Genomic DNA, 18,292 nt, shown 5'->3' with positions numbered 1-18,292 from the left:
ATGGCTCGCACATCGCATCCGACGGCCGCGGGGAGGGCGCTGCGCTCCCCCGTCGTCTTCTCGCTGCTCGCCGGAGTCGTCATCGGCGCGCTGTTCCTCCTGGGCACGGGCGCCGATCCGTTCACGGCGTACGGCGCCGTCCTCACGGGATCGCTCGGGGCCGACGGGATCGGCTCGACGCTGAGCACCGGCACCAGCGTGCTGGGCATGGCGCTGGCGTCGGCGGTCCCCCTGCGCGCCGGGCTCATCAACCTCGGCGGCGACGGGCAGATGGTGCTGGGCGGGATCGCCGCCGCCGTCACCGGGCTGTACGCGCCGCTGCCCGCGCCGTTCGCCGTGGCGCTTGCGCTTCTCGCCGGCATGGCGGCGGGCGGCGCCTACGCCGCGCTGGCCGCGCTGTGCGAGAACCGCTTCGGCGTTCCGCTCCTGGTGAGCAGCCTGCTGCTCAGCTATCCGGCGGTCAGCCTCGCCTCCTATCTGGCGCGCTATCCGCTCAAGGAGCCGGGCTCCAGCCTGCCGCAGACCCGCGCGCTCCCCGAGGGCGTGGCGCTGCCGGCCTTCGGCTCGTCGACCGTGACGGCGGGGCTGCTGCTGGTGGTGCTCGCCGCGGTCGCGTACCGGTTCGTCGACTCCCGCACGGCGGTCGGCTACGAGATCCGCATGACCGGTCTCAACCCCCGCTTCACCGCCTACGCGGGCGTGGAGCGCGCCGGTCTGACGCTGCGTCTGATGGCGACGTCGGGCGCGCTGGCCGGGCTCGTCGGCGCGATCGGCGTGCTGAGCTTCCCGTACCGCTTCCTCGACGGCGCGCTCACCGCGCCCGGCTACACCTGGACGGGCCTGACCGCCGCGCTGCTCGCCGCCGCCGCGCCGCTGGGCACGGTCCTCGCGTCGTTCTTCTTCGCCGTGCTCCAGGTCGGCGGCCTGTCCATGGAACGCGCCACCGAGGTGCCGCGGGAGCTGACGCAGGTGCTCCAGGCCATCGTCATCGTGTTCCTCGCGGCCCGGCTGCGCTTCCCGCGCCGCCGCAGACGCCTGTCCGAAACCGAAAAGCCCGTCGCCCAGGGGGAGTTCGCGTGACGTTCTTCGACTCCGATCTCCTCACGTCGGCGCTGCGCGCGCTCACCCCGATCCTGCTGGCCGCGCTCGGCGGCGCTCTGTGCGAGCGCGCGGGCGTCTTCAACATCGGCCTGGAGGGGATGATGCTGATGGGCTGCTTCACCGCCGTGTCCACCAGCTGGTTCACCGGCAGCCCCTGGCTCGGTGTGCTGGCGGCGGCCCTCGCCTCTGCCGCGTATTCGCTCGTGCTCGCCGTGTGCGCGGTGACGCTGCGCGGCGACGCCGTCGTCCTCGGCGTGGCGATGAACCTCCTCGCGGCGGGCCTGACCAGTTTTCTGCTCCGGACGGTCTTCGGAGTGCAGGGCACCTTCGACGACCCGGCCCTGGTCGGGCTCCCGGTCGTCGGAGGCTTCTCACCGCTGACGTATCTGGCGTGGGCCGCCGTCGCGGTCGCCGCGGTGCTGCTGTCCCGGCATGTGTGGGGACTGCGGCTGCGGGGTGTCGGCGAAGCGCCGGACGCCGCGGCGACGCTCGGTGTGAGCCCGGCCCGCCACAAGTACGCGGCGGTCCTCGTCTCCGGGGTGCTGTGCGGGCTCGCCGGAGCCCAACTTGCCCTGGGGAACGTCACGTTGTTCTCCGAGAACATGACGGCCGGGCGGGGCTGGATCGCGGTCGTCGCCGTCATGCTGGGCCGTGCCCTGCCGCTCGGCGTGCTGCTCGCCGCCCTGCTGTTCGGCGTCGCGGAGGCCGCCGGCTTCCGCCTCCAGGGCCTCGGCCTGCCGCAGCAGGCGACCGACGCCGCGCCGTATGTCGTCACGCTGGTCGCCCTGTTCCTGACCACGGCCCGACGCCGTGGCCGCCGCAACCCCCGTTCCACCGGCCTTTCCGGAGCCGCCTCATGACACACGACCCGACACACGACCCGACGCACGACCTGACGCGCGACCTCACGCACGAGACGTCGCATGAGAGGGCGCACGCGAGGGCCCATGACCTGCTGCCCGTCACCCGCGTCCCCCGCACCGGTCTGCCGCCCCGCGCCGTGGTCGTGGGCGACCCGGCCCGCGCGGCGGCCGTCGCCGCGCTGCTGGCCGGGGCCGAGGAGGTCTCGTACCACCGCGAGTACCGGGTGTTCAGCGGCCTCTGGAAGGGACTGCCGGTGACCGTCGCCTCGCACGGGGTGGGTGCGCCGGGCGCGATCCTGCTCTTCCAGGAGCTGGCCGAGGCGGGCGTGCGCACGTTCCTGCGCCTGGGCACCGCCGGCGCGATGAAGCCAGGCCTCGCGGACGGCGACCTCGTGATCGCGGAGGCGGCGGTGCGCGACGACGGCGTGACCCACCAGTTGTTGCCGCCCGAGTACCCGGCCGTGTCCGCCCCGGAAACGGTGTTCGCGCTCCAGCGCGCGGCCCGCGCGGCTGACGCCCCGCACCACCGGGGCATCGTGTGGACCCGGGCCGCCTTCCAGCCGGGGCTGCTGCCGCTCACCTCGTACGACCGGGCCGGGCTCGCCGCGATCGAGATGGAGCTGTCGGCACTGCTGGTGACCGCCTCGCTGCGGGGGCTCGTCGCGGGCGGCGTGCTCGTCCTGGACGGCGCGAACGCGGACGAACTGGTCGATGAGAACGCGCCGTTGTCGACAGGTCACTACGACCCGCACCGCGAGGTCGTCGCCCAGGGGGTGGAGCGCGGCGCGCTCGTGTCGCTGGAGGCGTTGCGACTGCTGGCGGAGGAAGAGGAGGGGACCGAGACGTGACGGCACCCACCGAGCGGCGTCCCCCCGCCGCCCTGACCGCCCCGGACGACGCGACCGCGCCGGACGTCTCCCCTTCCCCCGCCGACCGCACCGCCCCGGACGACATACCGGTCGCCGCCGACCCGGCCGACCCCGACGGCCGGCCCGTCCCGCACGACCTCACCGCCCCCGCCGACCGGACCACCCCGGACGACATACCGGTCGCCGCCGCCCCGGCCGACCCCGACGGCCGGCCCGTCCCGCACGACCTCACCGCCCCCACCGACCGGACCGTCCCGGAGAACCTGACCGCCCCCGCCGACCGGACCGTCCCGGAGAACCTGACCGTCCCCGCCGACCAGCCTGCCACCGCAGACCGACCGACCTCCACCCACCAACCCGTGCCCGCCGACCAATCCGCCCCCGTCGACCAACCCGTCCCCGTCGACCTCCTCGTCCTCGGCGGTGATGTCCTCACCGTCGATGACGCCGGCACCCTCATACGGGAAGGGGCCGTCGCCGTTCGCGGCGGGGAGATCGTGGACGTCGGGCCCGTGGGCGTTCTGCGTGCTCGCTACCGGGCCGCCGACACCCTCGACGCGACCGGCTGTCTGGTCATGCCGGGCCTCCTCAACACCCACACCCACCTGGCGATGACGCTGCTGCGCGGGCGCGCCGACGACGTCACGCTCCAGGGGTTCCTGGAGCGGGTGATCCGGTGGGAGGGCGAGCTGCTGTCGCCGCGGAACGTGGCCGCGGCGGTGCGTGTGGCGGTCGCCGAGAGCGTCCGGGCCGGGGTGACCTCCGCCCTGGACATGTACTGGTTCCACGAGTCCGCCGAGCTCGCCGCGCGGGAGGCGGGCTGGCGGCTGCACACCGGCCCCACCTTCATGGACGTGCCGGAGCCGGCCGACGGCATCGCCTTCGAGGATCGTCTCGCCTGGGCGCGCGACGACTTGGCGGCCCGCCCGGCACGGCCCGGCCACCGGCCCGTCGTGTTCGCGCATTCCGCCTACACCCTGTCTCCGGCCCAGCTCACCGAAATCGCCGCGCTGGCAGGGGAGTTCGGGGCGCTGCTGCACATCCACGCCTCGGAGAACGCCGCCGAGGTCGCCACCGTCGTGGCGGCGCACGGCAAGCGGCCCGTGGAACTGCTGGACGCGCTCGGCCTGCTCGGGCCCGATCTGCTGCTGGCCCACGCCGTGGACCTGACGGAACCCGAGATCGCGGCACTGGCACGCACCGGCGCCTCGGTCGCGCACTGCCCGGTGTCGAACCTCAAACTCGGCTGCGGCATCGCCCCCGTGCCCCGGCTGCTCGACGCCGGCGTGACCGTGGGGCTCGGCACGGACGGCGCGGTCAGCTCCAACACCCTCGATCTGCTGGGGGCGTTGAGGCAGGCCGCGCTGCTGCACAAGGCGGGCGGCGACCCCACGGCGGTCGGCGCCGAGCGGGCCGTGCGCATGGCGACGATCGACGGCGCACGCGCCCTCGGCCTCGACGCCCACCTGGGCTCCCTTGAGCCGGGCAAGCGCGCGGACCTGATCGTGCTGGACCTCGACCGGCCGCACCTCACTCCCCGGCACGACGAGTGGTCGATGCTCGCGTACGCGGCACAGGCATCCGACGTACGGGACACGGTCGTCGACGGACGAGTGCTGATGCGCGACCGCGTGCTCACCACACTTGACGAGGCAGAGACGCTGAGGGCGCTGAGGGCGCTGTCGGACCTGGGCACGCCGGCACGCCCTGAACGGCGGCCCGACGCGGAACGGCGGGACACGACCGCGCAAGGGGACGTCACCGGACGCCACCGCGCCGACGACAACCACCCGCCGCTCGCCGAAGGGACGCCCCGGTGACCCGGCACGCGGGCGGGACCCTCGCTCCCCCGACCCGCTTCCAGGTGCCGCCCCGCATCATCGGCAGCAACCGCGCCGCGGCCGTCTGGCAGTCGGCCCGCATCGTCGAGATCCGCCGCGAGACGCCCCGCGCCTCGACGTTCCGGTTCGCCGTCCCCGGCTGGGCGGGCCACCTTCCCGGCCAGCATCTGATGCTGCGCCTGACGGCCGCCGACGGATACACCGCCCAGCGCCACTACTCCATCGCCTCGCCGCCCGACGACAGCGGCCACATCGAGCTCACCCTCGACCACGTCGAGGGCGGCGAGGTGTCCGGCTGGTTCCACCGGGTGGCCCGGCCCGGCGACTCCGTCGAGGTGCGCGGCCCGCTCAGCGGCTTCTTCGCCTGGCCCGGCGACCGGCCGGCCCTGCTGCTCGGCGCGGGCTCCGGCGTCGTACCGCTGATGTCGATGGTCCGCAGCCACCGCCTGCGCCGACCGGCCGTCCCCGTACGCCTGTTGGTGTCGGCCCGCACTCCCCGGGACCTGATCTACGCGAACGAGTACGGGGACGAGACCACCCTCGTCTTCACCCGCGCCGCCCCGCCCGGAACACGCCCCGGCCGGCTCTCCGCCGCCCACCTCGACCCGTGGCTGGCGCAGCCCCCGGACGGAGGCTGGGAGGCGTACGTCTGCGGCTCCAACTCCTTCGCGGAGCACGCCTCCCGGCTGCTCACGGAGCTGGGACAGCCCGTGGACCGGATCCGCGTCGAACGCTTCGGCTGACGCGCGGCCCCGGACGGCATGGGGTCGCGAGGCCCCGGGGGCCCGTCGGTCGCGGATCATGACGCGTACGCTCGTACACATGGCAGAGCATCGAATGGTCGACGTGAACGGAGTGCGGCTGCACATCGCCGAGGAGGGCGAAGGTCCTCTGGTGGTGCTCCTGCACGGTTTCCCCGAGTCATGGCACTCCTGGCGGCACCAGCTCGGGCCGCTGGCCGACGCGGGGTTCCGGGTCGTCGCCCCGGACCAGCGCGGGTACGGCCGCAGCGACCGTCCCGCCGAGGTCGAGGCGTACACCATCCTCCATCTGGTCGGGGACGTCGTCGGGCTGATCCGGGCCCTGGGCGAGGAGAAGGCGTACGTCGTCGGGCACGACTGGGGCGCGCCGGTCGCCTGGCACACGGCGCTGCTGCGGCCGGACATGGTGCTGGGGGTGGCCGGGCTGAGCGTCCCGCCGCCTTCCCGGGGAGCGGAGCCTCCGCTGGTCTCCATGGACAAGAAGTTCGACGGCCGCTTCTACTGGAACTACTTCGACCGCCCGGGTGTCGCCGACGCCGAGTTCGCCGCGGACACCCGCACCGCGCTGCGCAAGTTCCTGTACTCGGCCTCCGGTGACGTCCCCGGCGAGATCAAGCAGCCCCTCGTCCCGCCCGGGCAGGGCTGGCTCGCGGCCATGCCGGACCCGGACGTGCTGCCCGCGTGGCTCACCGAGGACGACCTCGACAGCCTCACCGAGAGCTTCTCGCAGGGCTTCACCGGCGCGCTGAACTGGTACCGCAACCTCGACCGCAACTGGGAGTTGACCGCGCCCTGGGACGGCGCCGCCGTCACACCGCCCGCGCTCTACGTCTACGGCGACCGCGACCCCGTCCCGGCCTTCCCCGGCACCCCCGAGTTCATCGAGACCCTCCCCGACCGGATGCCCAGCCTGCACCGCCCGCCCGTCCGGTTGGCGGGCTGCGGACACTGGACCCAGCAGGAACGTCCCGACGAGGTCAACGCGGCGCTCATCGACTTCCTCCGCGCCTGTTCCTGAGCCCGCCCGCACATCCTCCTCGCGCCCTCGTGCCCTCGCGCCGTCGCGCCGTGGCGCGTCGCATCGAGGGGTCGACTGCCCTGCCGCCGCCGGACGTTCGACGACAGGGCAGTCCGCCCTCGCCCGCCTACTCGGCGGAGATGCGGCGACCGGCGGCGCGGACGCGGACCGCGGTGAACACCGCCGCGGCCAGGCCCAGTACGCCCACGATCAGCCCGGCGACACCGAGTCCGCGAACGGTCGAGTCGTCGCCGGAGGCCGTCACCGCAAGCCTGTTGGCGCTGTTGCCGGTGTCGGCCGTTCCCGTCGCCGTGAGTGGGGCCGGCGCGTGGGAGAGCTGCGTGTGCGGGGCCGACGCGTGAAAGGCCAGGGTGTGAGGAGCCGACGCGTGAAAGGCCAGGGTATGAGCGGCCGGCGTGTGAGGGGCCAAGGCGTGGGGGCGGGGCAGGCGCATGCCGTGCGTGACCGTCGTGGTGCGGGACCGCGCGGCGTCGAAGACGAAGTGCAGCGCGCCCTGTGACGCCAGCGTCTCGCCGCCGATCCCGGTCGACGACCGTTCCCGACCGCCCAGCAGCGCGCCGGCCGCGAAGACCGCCAGGCCCGCCGCGACCTGCGTCCGCACCAGTGGGGCCTCGCCCGTGGCCAGCGCGCGCGTGTGCCCCGGCGGCGAGCAGTACGCACAGCACGGCGAACACCGCCGCACGCAGGCTCCGCAGTGCCGGTGACACGCGGACGCCGTCCGCTGCCGCGGTGCGGCGCGCGGATCTCGTCCCCCGCCCTCGCACGCGCACCACCGCCCTGTTCCGTCCGGCCGGACCTGCCTTCTCCCCCTACGAGTCGGATGCGGACGCCGTTCAGTTCCCGGCACCTGCCTCGTATCTCGACCAACGCGGGCGGCACCGCCCCGGGGCAGCAGCCCTAGACCTCGATGTGCGACCCCATGATGACCGTCCGGTCGCGTGGCAGGCCGAAGTACTCGGCGGCGTCGGCCGTGATGTAGGAGGTGGCGATGAACAGCCGCTTGCGCCACGGTGCCAGCGCCGGCGCCTTGCCGCGGCGCAGCTCGATCTTCGACAGGAAGTAGGACGCCTCGTCGAGGCGCAACGGCCCCTCCGTCGTGGCCGGGTCGAGCGTCGCCAGGACGCCGGGCACGTCCGGGGTCTCCATGTAGCCGAACCGGGCGGTGACATGGATGATGCCGTCGTCGCCGTGGCCGAGGGCGTCGACGACGGTCCGCCGGTCGTCGGGGACGCGGGGCACCGGCTCCGTCTTCAACGACACGATCACGACCTGCTCGTGGCGCACGTGGTTGTGCTCGGTGTTGGCCCGCATGGCCAAGGGGGCTGTCTCCTTGCCCCGGTTGAGGAAGACGGCCGTGCCGGGCACCCGGAGCGTCGACGCCTCCTGGTCGCGCAGTTCCTCGATGAACTCGTCCAACGGGCCTTCGCGGCGCTCCCGTTCGGCGGTGACGATCTGACGGCCGCGCTGCCAGGTGGTCATGACGGTGAACGCGACGAGGGCGATCATCAGCGGCAGCCACGCGCCGTGGACGAGCTTGGTCAAGTTGGCCGCCACGAACAGCAGGTCCACCGTCAACAGCAGCGTGGCCCCGATGCCGATCACCCACACCGGCTTGCCCCACTTCGCGTGGGCGACGTAGAAGAACAGCAGGGTGGTGATGGTGATGGTGCCGGTCACCGCCATGCCGAACGCGTAGGCCAGCGCGGTGGAGCTGCGGAATGCGAAGACGAGGGTGAGCACCGAGACCATCAGCAGCCAGTTGATCCAGGGGACGTAGACCTGTCCCACGGAGGACTCGGAGGTGTGCGTGATCCTCAGCCTCGGCAGGTAGCCGAGCTGGGCGGCCTGGGAGGCGACCGAGTACGCGCCGGTGATCACCGCCTGGGAGGCGATCACCGTCGCGGCCGTGGCCAGCAGGACCATCGGCCACCGTCCCCATTCGGGCACGAGCAGGAAGAACGGACTGCTGATGTTGGCGGGGTCGTCGAGGATCAGCGCGCCCTGGCCGAGGTAGCTGAGGACGCACGCGGGAAAGACGAGGAACAGCCAGCCGCGGCTGATCGGCCGACGGCCGAAGTGGCCCATGTCGGCGTAGAGCGCCTCGGCGCCGGTGACCGCGAGGACGACCGCGGCCAGGGCGAAGAAGGCGGTGCCGAAATGACCGAACAGGAAGCCGAGGGCGTACGTCGGCGACAGCGCCTCCAGGATCTCCGGGTGGTCGAGGACGCCGGACAGGCCGCACGCGCCGATGGCGAGGAACCAGACGATCATCACCGGTCCGAACACCCGGCCCACCGCCGCGGTGCCCCTGCGCTGCACCAGGAACAACACCACGATGATCACCGCGGTGATCGGCACCACCAGGTCCTCCAGCGAGGGTTGGACGATCTTGAGCCCCTCGACCGCGGACAGCACCGAGATCGCCGGGGTGATCATGCTGTCGCCGAAGAAGAGCGAGGCGCCGAAGATGCCCAGCGCGGCCAGCACGGCGGTGGCTCGCCGCCCGCGTTGCGCGCCCAGCCTGCGCAGAAGGGTGATCAGCGCCATGATGCCGCCCTCGCCGTCGTTGTCGGCGCGCATCGCCAGCAGGACATAGGTCACCGTGACGATGATCGTCACCGCCCAGAAGACGAGGGAGACCACCCCGTACACGTTCTCCGTGCTGACCGGCACGGGATGCGGGTCGGCGGGGTTGAACACCGTCTGGAGGGTGTAGATCGGGCTGGTGCCGATGTCGCCGAACACCACACCGAGTGCTCCGACCACGAGGCCGAGGCGCAGGGCGTCGCGGCCTCCCGGACCGTGTGCGGCCGACGGGCTCGGCGCCGCTGCGTCGTCCGAGCCGTTCACGTGCCGTCGATTGGCCATGATGATCCTCCTCGGCGCCGACCGGTGCCCGGCGTGTCGTGCCGGACGATACCTGTACACCGTGCGCAGGCCGATGAAACCCCCCGCAGGCCGGGCAGGATTCGGCGCAACAGCCCGTCGGCTCAGCCGCGGTGGTGCGGATGCTGCTGCGGATGCGGAGGCGGATGCGGAGGCGGTGTCACCAGGCCGCTCTGGTAGGCGATGACGACGAGTTGGGCGCGGTCGCGGGCGTGGAGTTTGGTCATGGACCGCTGGATGTGGCTGCGTACGGTCAACGGGCTCAGGACGAGCCGGTCGGCGATCTCCGCGTTGGACTTGCCGTGCGCGGCCAGGGCCGTGACTTCGCGTTCGCGGTCGGTGAGGGCCTTGACGGCGTCGGGGAGGGCGAGGAAGCCGTCGGTGTCCGGGGTGGCCAGGAACCGGGTGATGAGGGCGCGGGTCGCGGTGGGCGAGAGGAGGGAGTCGCCGGCCGCGACCGTGCGGATGCCGGCCAGCAGGTCCTCGGGGCGGACGCCCTTGCCGAGGAAGCCGCTCGCGCCGGCGCGGAGGGCCTTGGCGACGTTCTCGTCGTTCTCGAACGTGGTGAGGACGAGGATGTGGGTGTCCGACAGTTCCGGCCGGGAGCAGATGGCCGCCGTGGCCGCCACTCCGTCCAGGTGGGGCATGCGGATGTCCATGAGGACGACGTCGGGCCGGTGCTCGGCGGTGAGGTCGACGGCTTCCCGCCCGTCGGCGGCCTCCGCGACCACGGTCAGGTCGTCGGCCGAGTCGATGAGGATGCGGAAGGTCGCCCTCAGCAGGGCCTGGTCGTCGGCGAGCAGGACGCGGACAGTCATGGGGCGGGGCTCTCGTCGTCGCTGGTGAGGGGAAGGGTGCAGGCGACCTCGAAGCCGCCCTGCGGCCGGTGACCTGCGTGGAAGGCGCCGCCCACGGCCGTCGCGCGCTCGCGCATGCCGAGCAGTCCGAAGCCGCTGCCGCTGCCGGCGCGGCGGTCGGCCGTGAGTCGGTCAGGTGCGCGGCGGTCGGCCGTGAGTCGGTCAGGTGCGGGGCGGTCCGGCGGGGTGTCGTTGGTGACGGTCAGGGTCAGGTGGCGGCGCGTGTAAGCCAGGCGGACCCGCGCGGTGCGCGTGGCGGCGTGCTTGGTGACGTTGGTCAGTGCTTCCTGGAGGATCCGGTAGGCCGTGAGGTCGAGCACGGGGGTGAGCGGGTGCGGCCGTCCGTCGGTGGTGACGGTGACCTCCAGGCCGGCCGCCGCGCAGGCCTCGACCAGGTCGGGCAGTTGCCCGAGCCCCGGCGCGGGGGTCAGTTCGTCCGCGGGGTCGGTGTCCTGGCGCAGAAGTCCCACGGTGGCCTTGAGTTCGCGCAGCGCGGCGGCCGTGGACTCCGGCAGTCTCGCAACGATCTCGAAAGCCTTGTCCGGGTCGGTGCGGTAGAGGTGGGCGGCGGTGCCGGCCTGGGCGTCGGCCAGGGTGAGGTGGTGGGCGACGACGTCATGCAGTTCCCGTGCGATGCGCATGCGCTCCTGGAACACCCGGTGCCGTGCCTCCTCCTCCCGTTCGCGGGCGGCGTGCTCGGCGCGGGCGACGGCGTACTCACGGCGCACCCGGACATAGCTGCCGAAGACCGCCGACAGCAGCACCCACGCCGCCGGGTTGACGACGGCGAGCACGAGCGAGTCGGGGAAGGAGGCGTGCGAGAGTCCCGCGACGACCATGCCGGCGGCGGACGCGAACGCCGTGCTCCAGGTGGTCCGCACCGAGGCGCGCACGCTCACCGCGTACTGCGCGACCAGGAGCGGGCCCATCACGCCGGGCGTCAGAAGGTAGCCGAGGGCGCCCTGCGCCATGGCGCACGACAGGGTGACGGCGAGGACGGGGAGGGGGCGGTCGCGGCGCAGGAGCAGTGCGGCGCAGGCGACGACGGCGAGGGCGACGCCGGGCCACAGGGTCGGCGGCCCGGGCAGGAACGTCCGGGTGAGGACGACGCCGAAGACGGTGACGGCCGTCAGCAGGACCGACGTCATGGCTTCGACGACCTTCGGCCGGGGCCGACGCCGCGCCAGGCGCGCTGCCCCGCGCTGCCAGTTTGTGCTCATCACGCTCCGAGACGGTTCCATCGGCAGGGTACCGGGGTGTTCGGGGGTGTAGGGGGGCGCGGCGTCGTCAGGGGCGTCGCGTGCGCGGGGGTCCCGGCGCGGCAGGGGGCGTCGCGTGCGCGAGGGCCGCAGTCTCGTCAGGGCCGTAGCCGTGCACGGGCCTGCGGCGGGCTTGCCGCGGCGCGCGCCGCCCTGACCGGGGCCGCGGGCCCCCGCGTGCGCGTCGCCTCAGAGGCGGGCCGGCTCCTGCCACGCGGGATCGCCGGAGTCGCCGGAGTCACCGGGATCACCGCCCGCCGGTCCGGCGTCATGCCCGGACCGTGCGGCAGTGAGCCCGGTGCCCTCGACGTCGACGCGAGGCAGCACCCGGTCCAGCCACCCCGGCAGCCACCAGGCCTTGTCGCCCAGCAGGGCAAGCACCGCGGGCACCAGCGCCATCCGTACGACGAAGGCGTCGAACAGCACCGCGACGGCGAGCCCGAAGCCGATGGTCTTGATCATCGACTCGCCCGCGCCGATGAACCCGGAGAACACCGCGATCATGATCACCGCCGCCGCGACGACCACCCGCGCACTGTGCCGGAACCCCGAGACGACGGCCTGCGGGGCCCGGTCGCCGTGGACGTACGCCTCCCGCATGCGAGCGACGAGGAACACCTCGTAGTCCATGGCCAGGCCGAAGACGATGCCCACCAGGAAGATCGGCATCAGGCTCATGATCGGACCCGCCTGCTCCACGCCCAGCAGCTCCGCGCCCCAGCCCCACTGGAACACCGCGACGACCGCGCCGAGGGCGGCGAGCACCGACAGCAGGAAGCCGAAGGCCGCCTTCACCGGCACGAGTACGGAGCGGAACACCACCAGCAGCAGGATCAGGGCCAGCGCGATGATGACCGTCAGGTAGGGCACGAGGGCGTCCTGAAGGGACCGCGCGACGTCGATGTTCATCGCGGTGCTGCCGGTGACCTCGAAGGTCGCGCCCGTCTCCGCCCGCAGGTCGGCTCGTTCCGAGCGGATGCTCTTGACCAGGTTCTTGGTGTCCTCGGTGTTCGGGCCCGCGGTCGGGACCGCCGAGAACAGCGCGGTGTCACCGGCCGGGTTGAACCGCGCGGGAGACACGGAGACGACGCCGCTCGTGGCGCGGATCTCCTCGGCGATCTCGTTCACGGCGCCCTTGGGGTCCGTCGCCCCCTCGGCGTCCACCACGATCGTCAGCGGCCCGTTGAAGCCCGCGCCGAAGCCGTCCGCGAGCGCGTCGTAGGCGCGCCGCTCGGTGGAGGAGGAGGGCTTGGACTCCGCCCCCGGCATGCCCATCTCCAACTGTGCGGCGGGCAGGGCCAGTACACCGAGACCGGCGACGCACGCGACCAGGACGGGCACGGGGTGACGCAGCACGAACCGAGCCCACCGCGAGCCGCCGTTGTCGTCGCCCTTGTGTCCGTTGTCGTCGCCGTCGGGGCGTCGCTTGCGCGCGGCACGGGAGAGCACGGCGTTCGGCCACATCCCGAGCAGGGCCGGGACGAGGGTGAGGGCGACGAGAACGGCGACGACCACCGCGCCCGCCGCGCACAGACCCATCTTGGTCAGCATCGGCACGCCGACCACGGACAGGCCCGCCAGCGCGATGACGACCGTCAGGCCGGCGAAGACCACGGCCGAGCCGGCGGTGCCGACGGCGAGGCCGGCCGCCTCCCGCGGGTCGTGGCCGTTGGCGCGCTCCTCCCGGTAGCGGGAGACGACGAACAGGGCGTAGTCGATGCCGACCGCGAGTCCGAGCATCGTGGCCAGCGTCCCGGTGGTCAGGGAGAGACCGAAAGTGCTGCCCAGGGCCAGGATCGCGGCCATGCTGACGCCGACGCCCACGACGGCGGTGAGCAGGGGAAGGCCGGCGGCGGCGAGCGATCCGAAGGTGATCAGCAGGACGACGGCGGCGAGGGCGATGCCGATGACCTCGGCGGAGCCGCCCGCCGCGGGCTGCTCGGCAAGCGCGTCGCCGCCGACCTCGACGGTGAGGCCGGAGTCGCGGGCCGCGTCGACGGCCTTCTCCAGCGCGGCCTTGTCGGCATCGGTGAGATCGCCGGCTGTCACCTTGAAGTTCACGGTGGCGTAGGCGGTGGAGCCGTCCTCGCTCACCGCGCCCGCCGTGAACGGGCTTGTCGTGGCGGCGACTTGGGGCTCGTCGGCGGCCTCGGCCACGAGGGCGTCGATGGCGGCGCGGTGACCGGACGCGGTCACCTTCTCGCCGTCGGGGGCGACGAACACGATGCGCGCGGCGGCGCCCTTGGCGTCCGTGCCGGGGAAGCGCTCTCCGATCAGGTCGAAGGCCTTCTGCGCCTCGATGCCGGGCATGAAGGACGTGCCGTCGTCGGACGCCGCGGGGGCCTTGGCGGCGCCGAGACCGACGGCGCCGAGCAGCACGACCCACAACAACGTTGTGAGCCAACGCCGTTGGAAGGCCGTCCGGCCGATCCGACAGAGAAAGGTAGCCACGAGAAACGGATCTCCAGGTCTGGGTTCGGGTAGATCACCAGCCTGGCCGGAGAGGGGAGGTCGAGGCATCGTGCTCGTGCTGGCAGTCGGCCTTGGTGCCGCTGCATGAGCCGAGGCGTGCCGGTCCTCCTTGAGGAGGAGTACGGGGTACGGCGTGAGGTTGAGGCCCACGGGACCTCCTGGACCACAACAGGCCCCCCACAACCGCGACTTGCTCAGTCGACGCCGTCGACACCGTCGGGGCGGAGGGCGAGATCCAGCAGTCCGGGGAAGCGCGCGTCGAATTCCTCGCGCCGCAGTCGGTTGACCCGCTTGGGGCCCTCGTCGCGCTGCTCGACCAGACCGGCGGCGCGCAGCACCGAGAAGTGGTGACTGAGGGCGGCCTTGCCGACCGGCACGTCGAAGCTGCCGCAGCTGCGCGACCACTCGGCCGAGCCGGCGAGCTCGCGGACGAGCTGGATGCGCACCGGGTCGGCGAGCGCGGACAGCGCGGTCAGCACCGGGACCTCCTCGGGATCCGTGTGCACCGGCGCCGCACGGTGCCTGCGGCCCGCCTCCTGGTTCGACATGCCTCTCGCCCCGTCCGTGCGCGTCCTCGCCGGGTCGCTCCTCGGGAGCGGCACGGCCACTTGCGTAGTGTTCGATGAGAATCTTACAGTGCCAGTGTTCGCTTTCCGTTGAACACTTCATCGAAGGGTGCGTTCCGCTCATGCGCGCAATCGAGTTCCGGGAGTACGGCGCTCCCGAGGTACTGAAGGTCACCGAGGTCGAGACGCCCGAGCCCGGGGCAGGCCAGGTCACGATCGACGTCGCCTATGCCGGCGTGAACTTCGCGGATCTCAAGGCGCGCGGAGAGGGATACCGCGTGGACTCCCTGCCCTACCGCCCCGGCCTGGAGGTCTCCGGACGGATCCGGGCCGTCGGCGACGGAGTCGAGGGAATGCGGCCGGGCCAGGAGGTCTCCGCCCTCGTCGCCGGCGGCGCGTACGCCGAGGTGGTGGTCGCCGAGGCCGCCACCGTCTTCCGTCTCCCCGAGGGCCTGGACCTGCGGACCGCGGCCACGCTGCCCACCGTGCTGCCGACCGCACACGCCCTGCTCCACGAGGTGGGGCGGCTGCGCGCCGGGGAGACGGTGCTGGTGCACGGCGCGGCGGGAGGCGTCGGCACGGCGGCCGGGCAGCTCGCGCGGGCGGCGGGCGCGGGGGCGGTGTACGGCGTGGTCTCCACCACGGCCAAGGCGGAGCACGCGCTCAAGCACGGATACGACGAGGTGTTCACGTCCGACACCTTCGCCGAGGACGTGCGCCGCGCCACCGCAGGGAAGGGCGTCGACCTGATCCTCGACCCGGTGGGCGGCGACACGCTCCGCCGCGGCCTGGACGCACTGGCCGTGTTCGGACGCCTGGTCTCCTTCGGCAACGCCGGCGGGGAGGAGCCGTGGCACGTCGGACAGCCCGAGCTCTACGCGCGGGGCCGTTCCGTCGCGGGCTTCTCCGTGCTGGCGCTCGCGCAGTCCGCACCGGATGCCCTGCGATCGCTCGCCGAACGCGCCTTCCGCACCGTCACCGACGGCACCGTGAACCTGCCGGTCACCGCGGAGTTCGCCCTCGAGGACGCGGCCGAAGCACACGAGTTGATGGGCAGCCGCACCTCAACGGGCAAGCTGCTGCTGCGCATCGCCAACTGATCCACTCCCCGGGGAAGTTCAGTCCTCCTCAACCGGCTCCAAGCGGATGGGATCGGCGCTGCCCAGATAGAGCATGCACCCCGCCTCCTCGTCATCGGCGTTCTCCGGCGGGAGCACGTAGATTCCCGCCGTGGGCGCAGGGCTCCACCCCAGGTTGCGCGGAGGGTCGTACTCCTCGTAGTGCCCGACGTACAGACGCGTCGGCGGAATGGAGACCGTGCAGAAGTCCCCCGCCCGGAGTTCGGACGCCGCCGGTTCCAGCCGGTACGGCACCCATTCCGGGTGGGACGCGCCATGCGGCAGCGCGAACGTCCCGTCCCACCGGAAGTTGGCGGAATCATCGATCGCCCGCCAAGGCCACTCGACCCTGACATACCGCGAACTCACCGAAACGACCCGAGCACACGCGGCCTCACAGGAGACGACGACTTCGCTGCCGACCTGAGGAAAATGTCTGGTCACCACTGACTCCAGGCGTCAAAGGCTCTGCGCGCGCACGGAGTTGGCACCGTACCCCTCCACCTCACGCTACACGCACCGCAGAGCGAACCGCCCAGCTGGACGGCACCCTGCGGGGCGGCGTCGACCGGCGACGGCCGGTGCGACCGAAGCGGCAGTGAGGCTCGTGACTGTCGGGTCGGCGTCAGTCACCAGCCTTCGTCGTGATCTCCGGAACACGTCCCGCCGGCGACAGCCTCAGCCGCGCGAGGGGCCGTTCCTCCGTCACGACAGATCAGTCGCAAAGGCCAAACAGGAGCTTGGCCTGGGCCGCCGTCGAACGCCACCCAGTTCCACGGTGCCGAAAACACCCAGACACGACCCTCACGATCGGCTACTTCATCGCCTTCCTGCAAGAATCCATAGGGTCGGTAGAGCAACTCCGACTCGATCGGCTCGGCCCCGTACACGGTGAAGGCCTTCGGCTGAGCCGCCTCGCTACGACAGCCGGGCTCCGGCCTCCCTCTCAAGGGGCGGCCGGGGCCCGGCTGTCGTGTTCCTCCGTCTTTCGTCAGACCAGGTCGTTCTTGTAGAAGATGCTGGAGCGCCGGTCGCCTTCGTCACCGGTGGCGAAGCCGAGGAAGAGGCGTGACTCGCCCCCGTCGGTGCGGTAGATCGCCAGCCCCTCGGGCTCCCGGTGGGTCAGGGTGGAACCCGCCTTGGAGAGGGTCGGCCCCTGGGCTATGGCACCGGTGTTGACGTTGATGCTCGTCAGGTAGGTGTTGCCCGGCTTCTCGTTGGTGTCGGAGTAGGCGGTGCCGGTGAGGAAGTACATGTACGAGCCGTAGAGCGTGTAGCCCTGCGGGGTGCCGGAGATCGCCGGCGGGGTGAAGTCGGCCAGCGGGTTGCTGAAGTCGCCCTTGTCGGTGTCCGAGACGTCGTAGACGGCGATGTGCTTGCCGCCGGCCTTGTGGTAACGGACGATCATGCGGTTGTACACCGGGTCGATGGAACAGGTGTACTCCGTGGCGCCGGAGACCGGCTGGAACCTGCCGAAGCTGGTGGAGGAGGCGTCCAGCGTGGTGCCGGCGCTGTACTTGATGCAGGCGAGCTTGGTGCCGTAGCCGCCCGAGTTGGCCTCGGTCTCGATCCACAGGTAGCTGGTGCCGCCGCTCGGGCGGACGCCGAACGCGACCCCGTGACCGAATCCGTCGAGGTGCATGTACGAGACGTAGTTGCCGTCGAAGTCGAGCTCGCTGATGCACAGATCGCCGTCCGCATCGACGCTGCCCGAACGCTTGGCGGCGACGAACAGACGCTTGTTGACCGAGTCGAAGGCGAAACTCTGCTGAACCCGCTTGCTGTGCAGCACCTTGCTGCGGAACAGGTCGTAGGACGGCTTCGACAGATCGAACCGCGAACTCGCCGGCACCGCCGCGGAGGCGCTGTGGGCGCCGTACCCCAGTCCGACCGCGGCGAGACCGGCTCCGGCGCCGGTGCGCAGCAGTCCCCGACGGGACAAGGGCGAACGGAAGGCTTCGGCCATGGCACAACTCCTGAATGCTGCTACGGACAATGAGATGAAGCTCAACGACCGTACGCAGCAAGGGGGGTGTATCCGCGCGTCCGTTCGCGCACCTCACCGGCATCTCCCCCACCCCTGCACAGCGCGGGCACCCGGGAGGCACATCACCCCTGCCGGAAGGGGGCGTCACCCCTGGGGCGGCGGCACCGGGAAGAGCAGGCAGCTGCTGGTGGCGTGGGCCAGCAGCCGGTCCTTCGCGTCCACCAACTGCGCCTGGGCCAGGGCGGTTCGCCGGCCGCTGTTCACCACCGTGCCGATGGCGCGCACCGTGCCCGTGTCCACGGTGATCGGGCGCAGGAACTTCACGGTGAGGTCGAGCGAGGTGTACGCCATGCCGTGCGGAAGGGTCGACTGGACGGCACAACCGGCCGCCGAGTCGAGCAGGGTGGCGAAGACGCCGCCGTGCACACTGCCGATCGGGTTGTAGTGCTCCTCCCCCGGCACCAGGGAGAAGACCGCCCTGCCGGGCTCCACCTCGTCCAGGGTGAAGTCCAGGGTGTCGCTCACGGGCGGCCCCGGTAGGCGGCCCGCCTGGATCTCGCGCAGGAAGTCGATGCCGGACATGCGCCCGGCGTTCTCCGCGAGGGTCGCCGGATCGCTCCATTGATATGTACGTGTGCGTCCCACGGCCCGGTGCCCTTCCCTCTGACTTCTC

15 protein-coding genes and 1 pseudogene are annotated in these 18,292 nt (G+C 72.3%); 7 read left to right on the top strand and 9 right to left on the bottom strand.

The genetic code is table 11. The annotated features are described in order from the left end of the window. The 6 genes and pseudogenes from ACFYX4_RS29650 (at position 1) to ACFYX4_RS29625 (ending at position 6,453) form a co-directional block, all read left to right on the top strand. Positions 1–1,080, top strand: coding sequence for an ABC transporter permease (locus tag ACFYX4_RS29650; protein ID WP_389339713.1), 1,080 nt, complete (start codon positions 1–3; stop codon positions 1,078–1,080). Next, positions 1,077–1,961: an ABC transporter permease gene (locus tag ACFYX4_RS29645; protein ID WP_389339711.1), complete on the top strand. Its 885-nt coding sequence runs from the start codon at positions 1,077–1,079 to the stop codon at positions 1,959–1,961. The genes ACFYX4_RS29650 and ACFYX4_RS29645 overlap by 4 nt, the downstream gene beginning before the upstream one ends. Next, the gene (locus ACFYX4_RS29640) at positions 1,958–2,812 is read left to right on the top strand and encodes a nucleoside phosphorylase (protein WP_389339709.1); all 855 of its coding nucleotides are present in this window, start codon (positions 1,958–1,960) and stop codon (positions 2,810–2,812) included. Before ACFYX4_RS29645 ends, ACFYX4_RS29640 begins: the two co-directional genes overlap by 4 nt. Positions 2,813–3,192: 380 nt before the next feature. Beyond that, positions 3,193–4,515, top strand: a pseudogene (locus ACFYX4_RS29635) (amidohydrolase); the annotation flags it as partial. Between the two features lie 134 nt (positions 4,516–4,649). Then, positions 4,650–5,417 carry a ferredoxin reductase gene (locus ACFYX4_RS29630; protein ID WP_389339707.1) on the top strand — a complete coding sequence of 256 codons (768 nt, stop codon included), beginning with the start codon at positions 4,650–4,652 and terminating at the stop codon, positions 5,415–5,417. A 94-nt stretch (positions 5,418–5,511) separates the two neighbouring features. Beyond that, positions 5,512–6,453, top strand: coding sequence for an alpha/beta fold hydrolase (locus tag ACFYX4_RS29625; RefSeq protein ID WP_389339834.1), 942 nt, complete (start codon positions 5,512–5,514; stop codon positions 6,451–6,453). Between the two features lie 127 nt (positions 6,454–6,580). On the opposite strand, the gene ACFYX4_RS29620 is transcribed toward ACFYX4_RS29625, so the two are convergent. From ACFYX4_RS29620 to ACFYX4_RS29595, 6 genes are all read right to left on the bottom strand, one after another. After that, complete coding sequence (locus ACFYX4_RS29620) at positions 6,581–7,075, bottom strand: hypothetical protein (RefSeq protein WP_389339705.1); 495 nt, start codon at positions 7,073–7,075, stop codon at positions 6,581–6,583. A gap of 296 nt (positions 7,076–7,371) precedes the next feature. Further along, the gene (locus ACFYX4_RS29615; RefSeq protein WP_389339703.1) at positions 7,372–9,342 is read right to left on the bottom strand and encodes a potassium transporter Kup; all 1,971 of its coding nucleotides are present in this window, start codon (positions 9,340–9,342) and stop codon (positions 7,372–7,374) included. Positions 9,343–9,464: 122 nt separating this feature from the next. Then, positions 9,465–10,178 (bottom strand): response regulator, encoded by a 714-nt coding sequence (locus ACFYX4_RS29610; RefSeq protein WP_389339701.1) that lies wholly within the window; start codon positions 10,176–10,178, stop codon positions 9,465–9,467. Then, positions 10,175–11,437, bottom strand: coding sequence for a sensor histidine kinase (locus ACFYX4_RS29605; RefSeq protein ID WP_389339699.1), 1,263 nt, complete (start codon positions 11,435–11,437; stop codon positions 10,175–10,177). The genes ACFYX4_RS29610 and ACFYX4_RS29605 overlap by 4 nt, the downstream gene beginning before the upstream one ends. Positions 11,438–11,665: 228 nt before the next feature. Then, positions 11,666–13,927 (bottom strand): MMPL family transporter, encoded by a 2,262-nt coding sequence (locus tag ACFYX4_RS29600; RefSeq protein WP_389339697.1) that lies wholly within the window; start codon positions 13,925–13,927, stop codon positions 11,666–11,668. 215 nt (positions 13,928–14,142) lie between these two features. Beyond that, positions 14,143–14,496, bottom strand: coding sequence for an ArsR/SmtB family transcription factor (locus ACFYX4_RS29595; protein WP_389339695.1), 354 nt, complete (start codon positions 14,494–14,496; stop codon positions 14,143–14,145). Positions 14,497–14,636: 140 nt separating this feature from the next. On the opposite strand from ACFYX4_RS29595, the gene ACFYX4_RS29590 reads away from it, so the two are divergent. Next, positions 14,637–15,614 (top strand): zinc-binding alcohol dehydrogenase family protein, encoded by a 978-nt coding sequence (locus ACFYX4_RS29590; protein ID WP_389339693.1) that lies wholly within the window; start codon positions 14,637–14,639, stop codon positions 15,612–15,614. An 18-nt stretch (positions 15,615–15,632) separates the two neighbouring features. Here the strand turns inward: ACFYX4_RS29590 and ACFYX4_RS29585 are convergent, their stop codons facing one another. From ACFYX4_RS29585 to ACFYX4_RS29575, 3 genes are all read right to left on the bottom strand, one after another. After that, complete coding sequence (locus ACFYX4_RS29585) at positions 15,633–16,001, bottom strand: hypothetical protein (protein WP_389339691.1); 369 nt, start codon at positions 15,999–16,001, stop codon at positions 15,633–15,635. Positions 16,002–16,623: 622 nt separating this feature from the next. After that, the gene (locus ACFYX4_RS29580) at positions 16,624–17,598 is read right to left on the bottom strand and encodes a teichoic acid biosynthesis protein C (protein WP_389339689.1); all 975 of its coding nucleotides are present in this window, start codon (positions 17,596–17,598) and stop codon (positions 16,624–16,626) included. Between the two features lie 165 nt (positions 17,599–17,763). After that, positions 17,764–18,264 (bottom strand): PaaI family thioesterase, encoded by a 501-nt coding sequence (locus tag ACFYX4_RS29575; RefSeq protein WP_389339687.1) that lies wholly within the window; start codon positions 18,262–18,264, stop codon positions 17,764–17,766. Positions 18,265–18,292 lie beyond the last annotated feature (28 nt).

Origin of the sequence: Streptomyces sp. NPDC002328 (assembly GCF_042890065.1) — a bacterium.
GTDB lineage: Bacteria > Actinomycetota > Actinomycetes > Streptomycetales > Streptomycetaceae > Streptomyces.
This window is presented reverse-complemented; position numbering and strand designations above follow the sequence as displayed.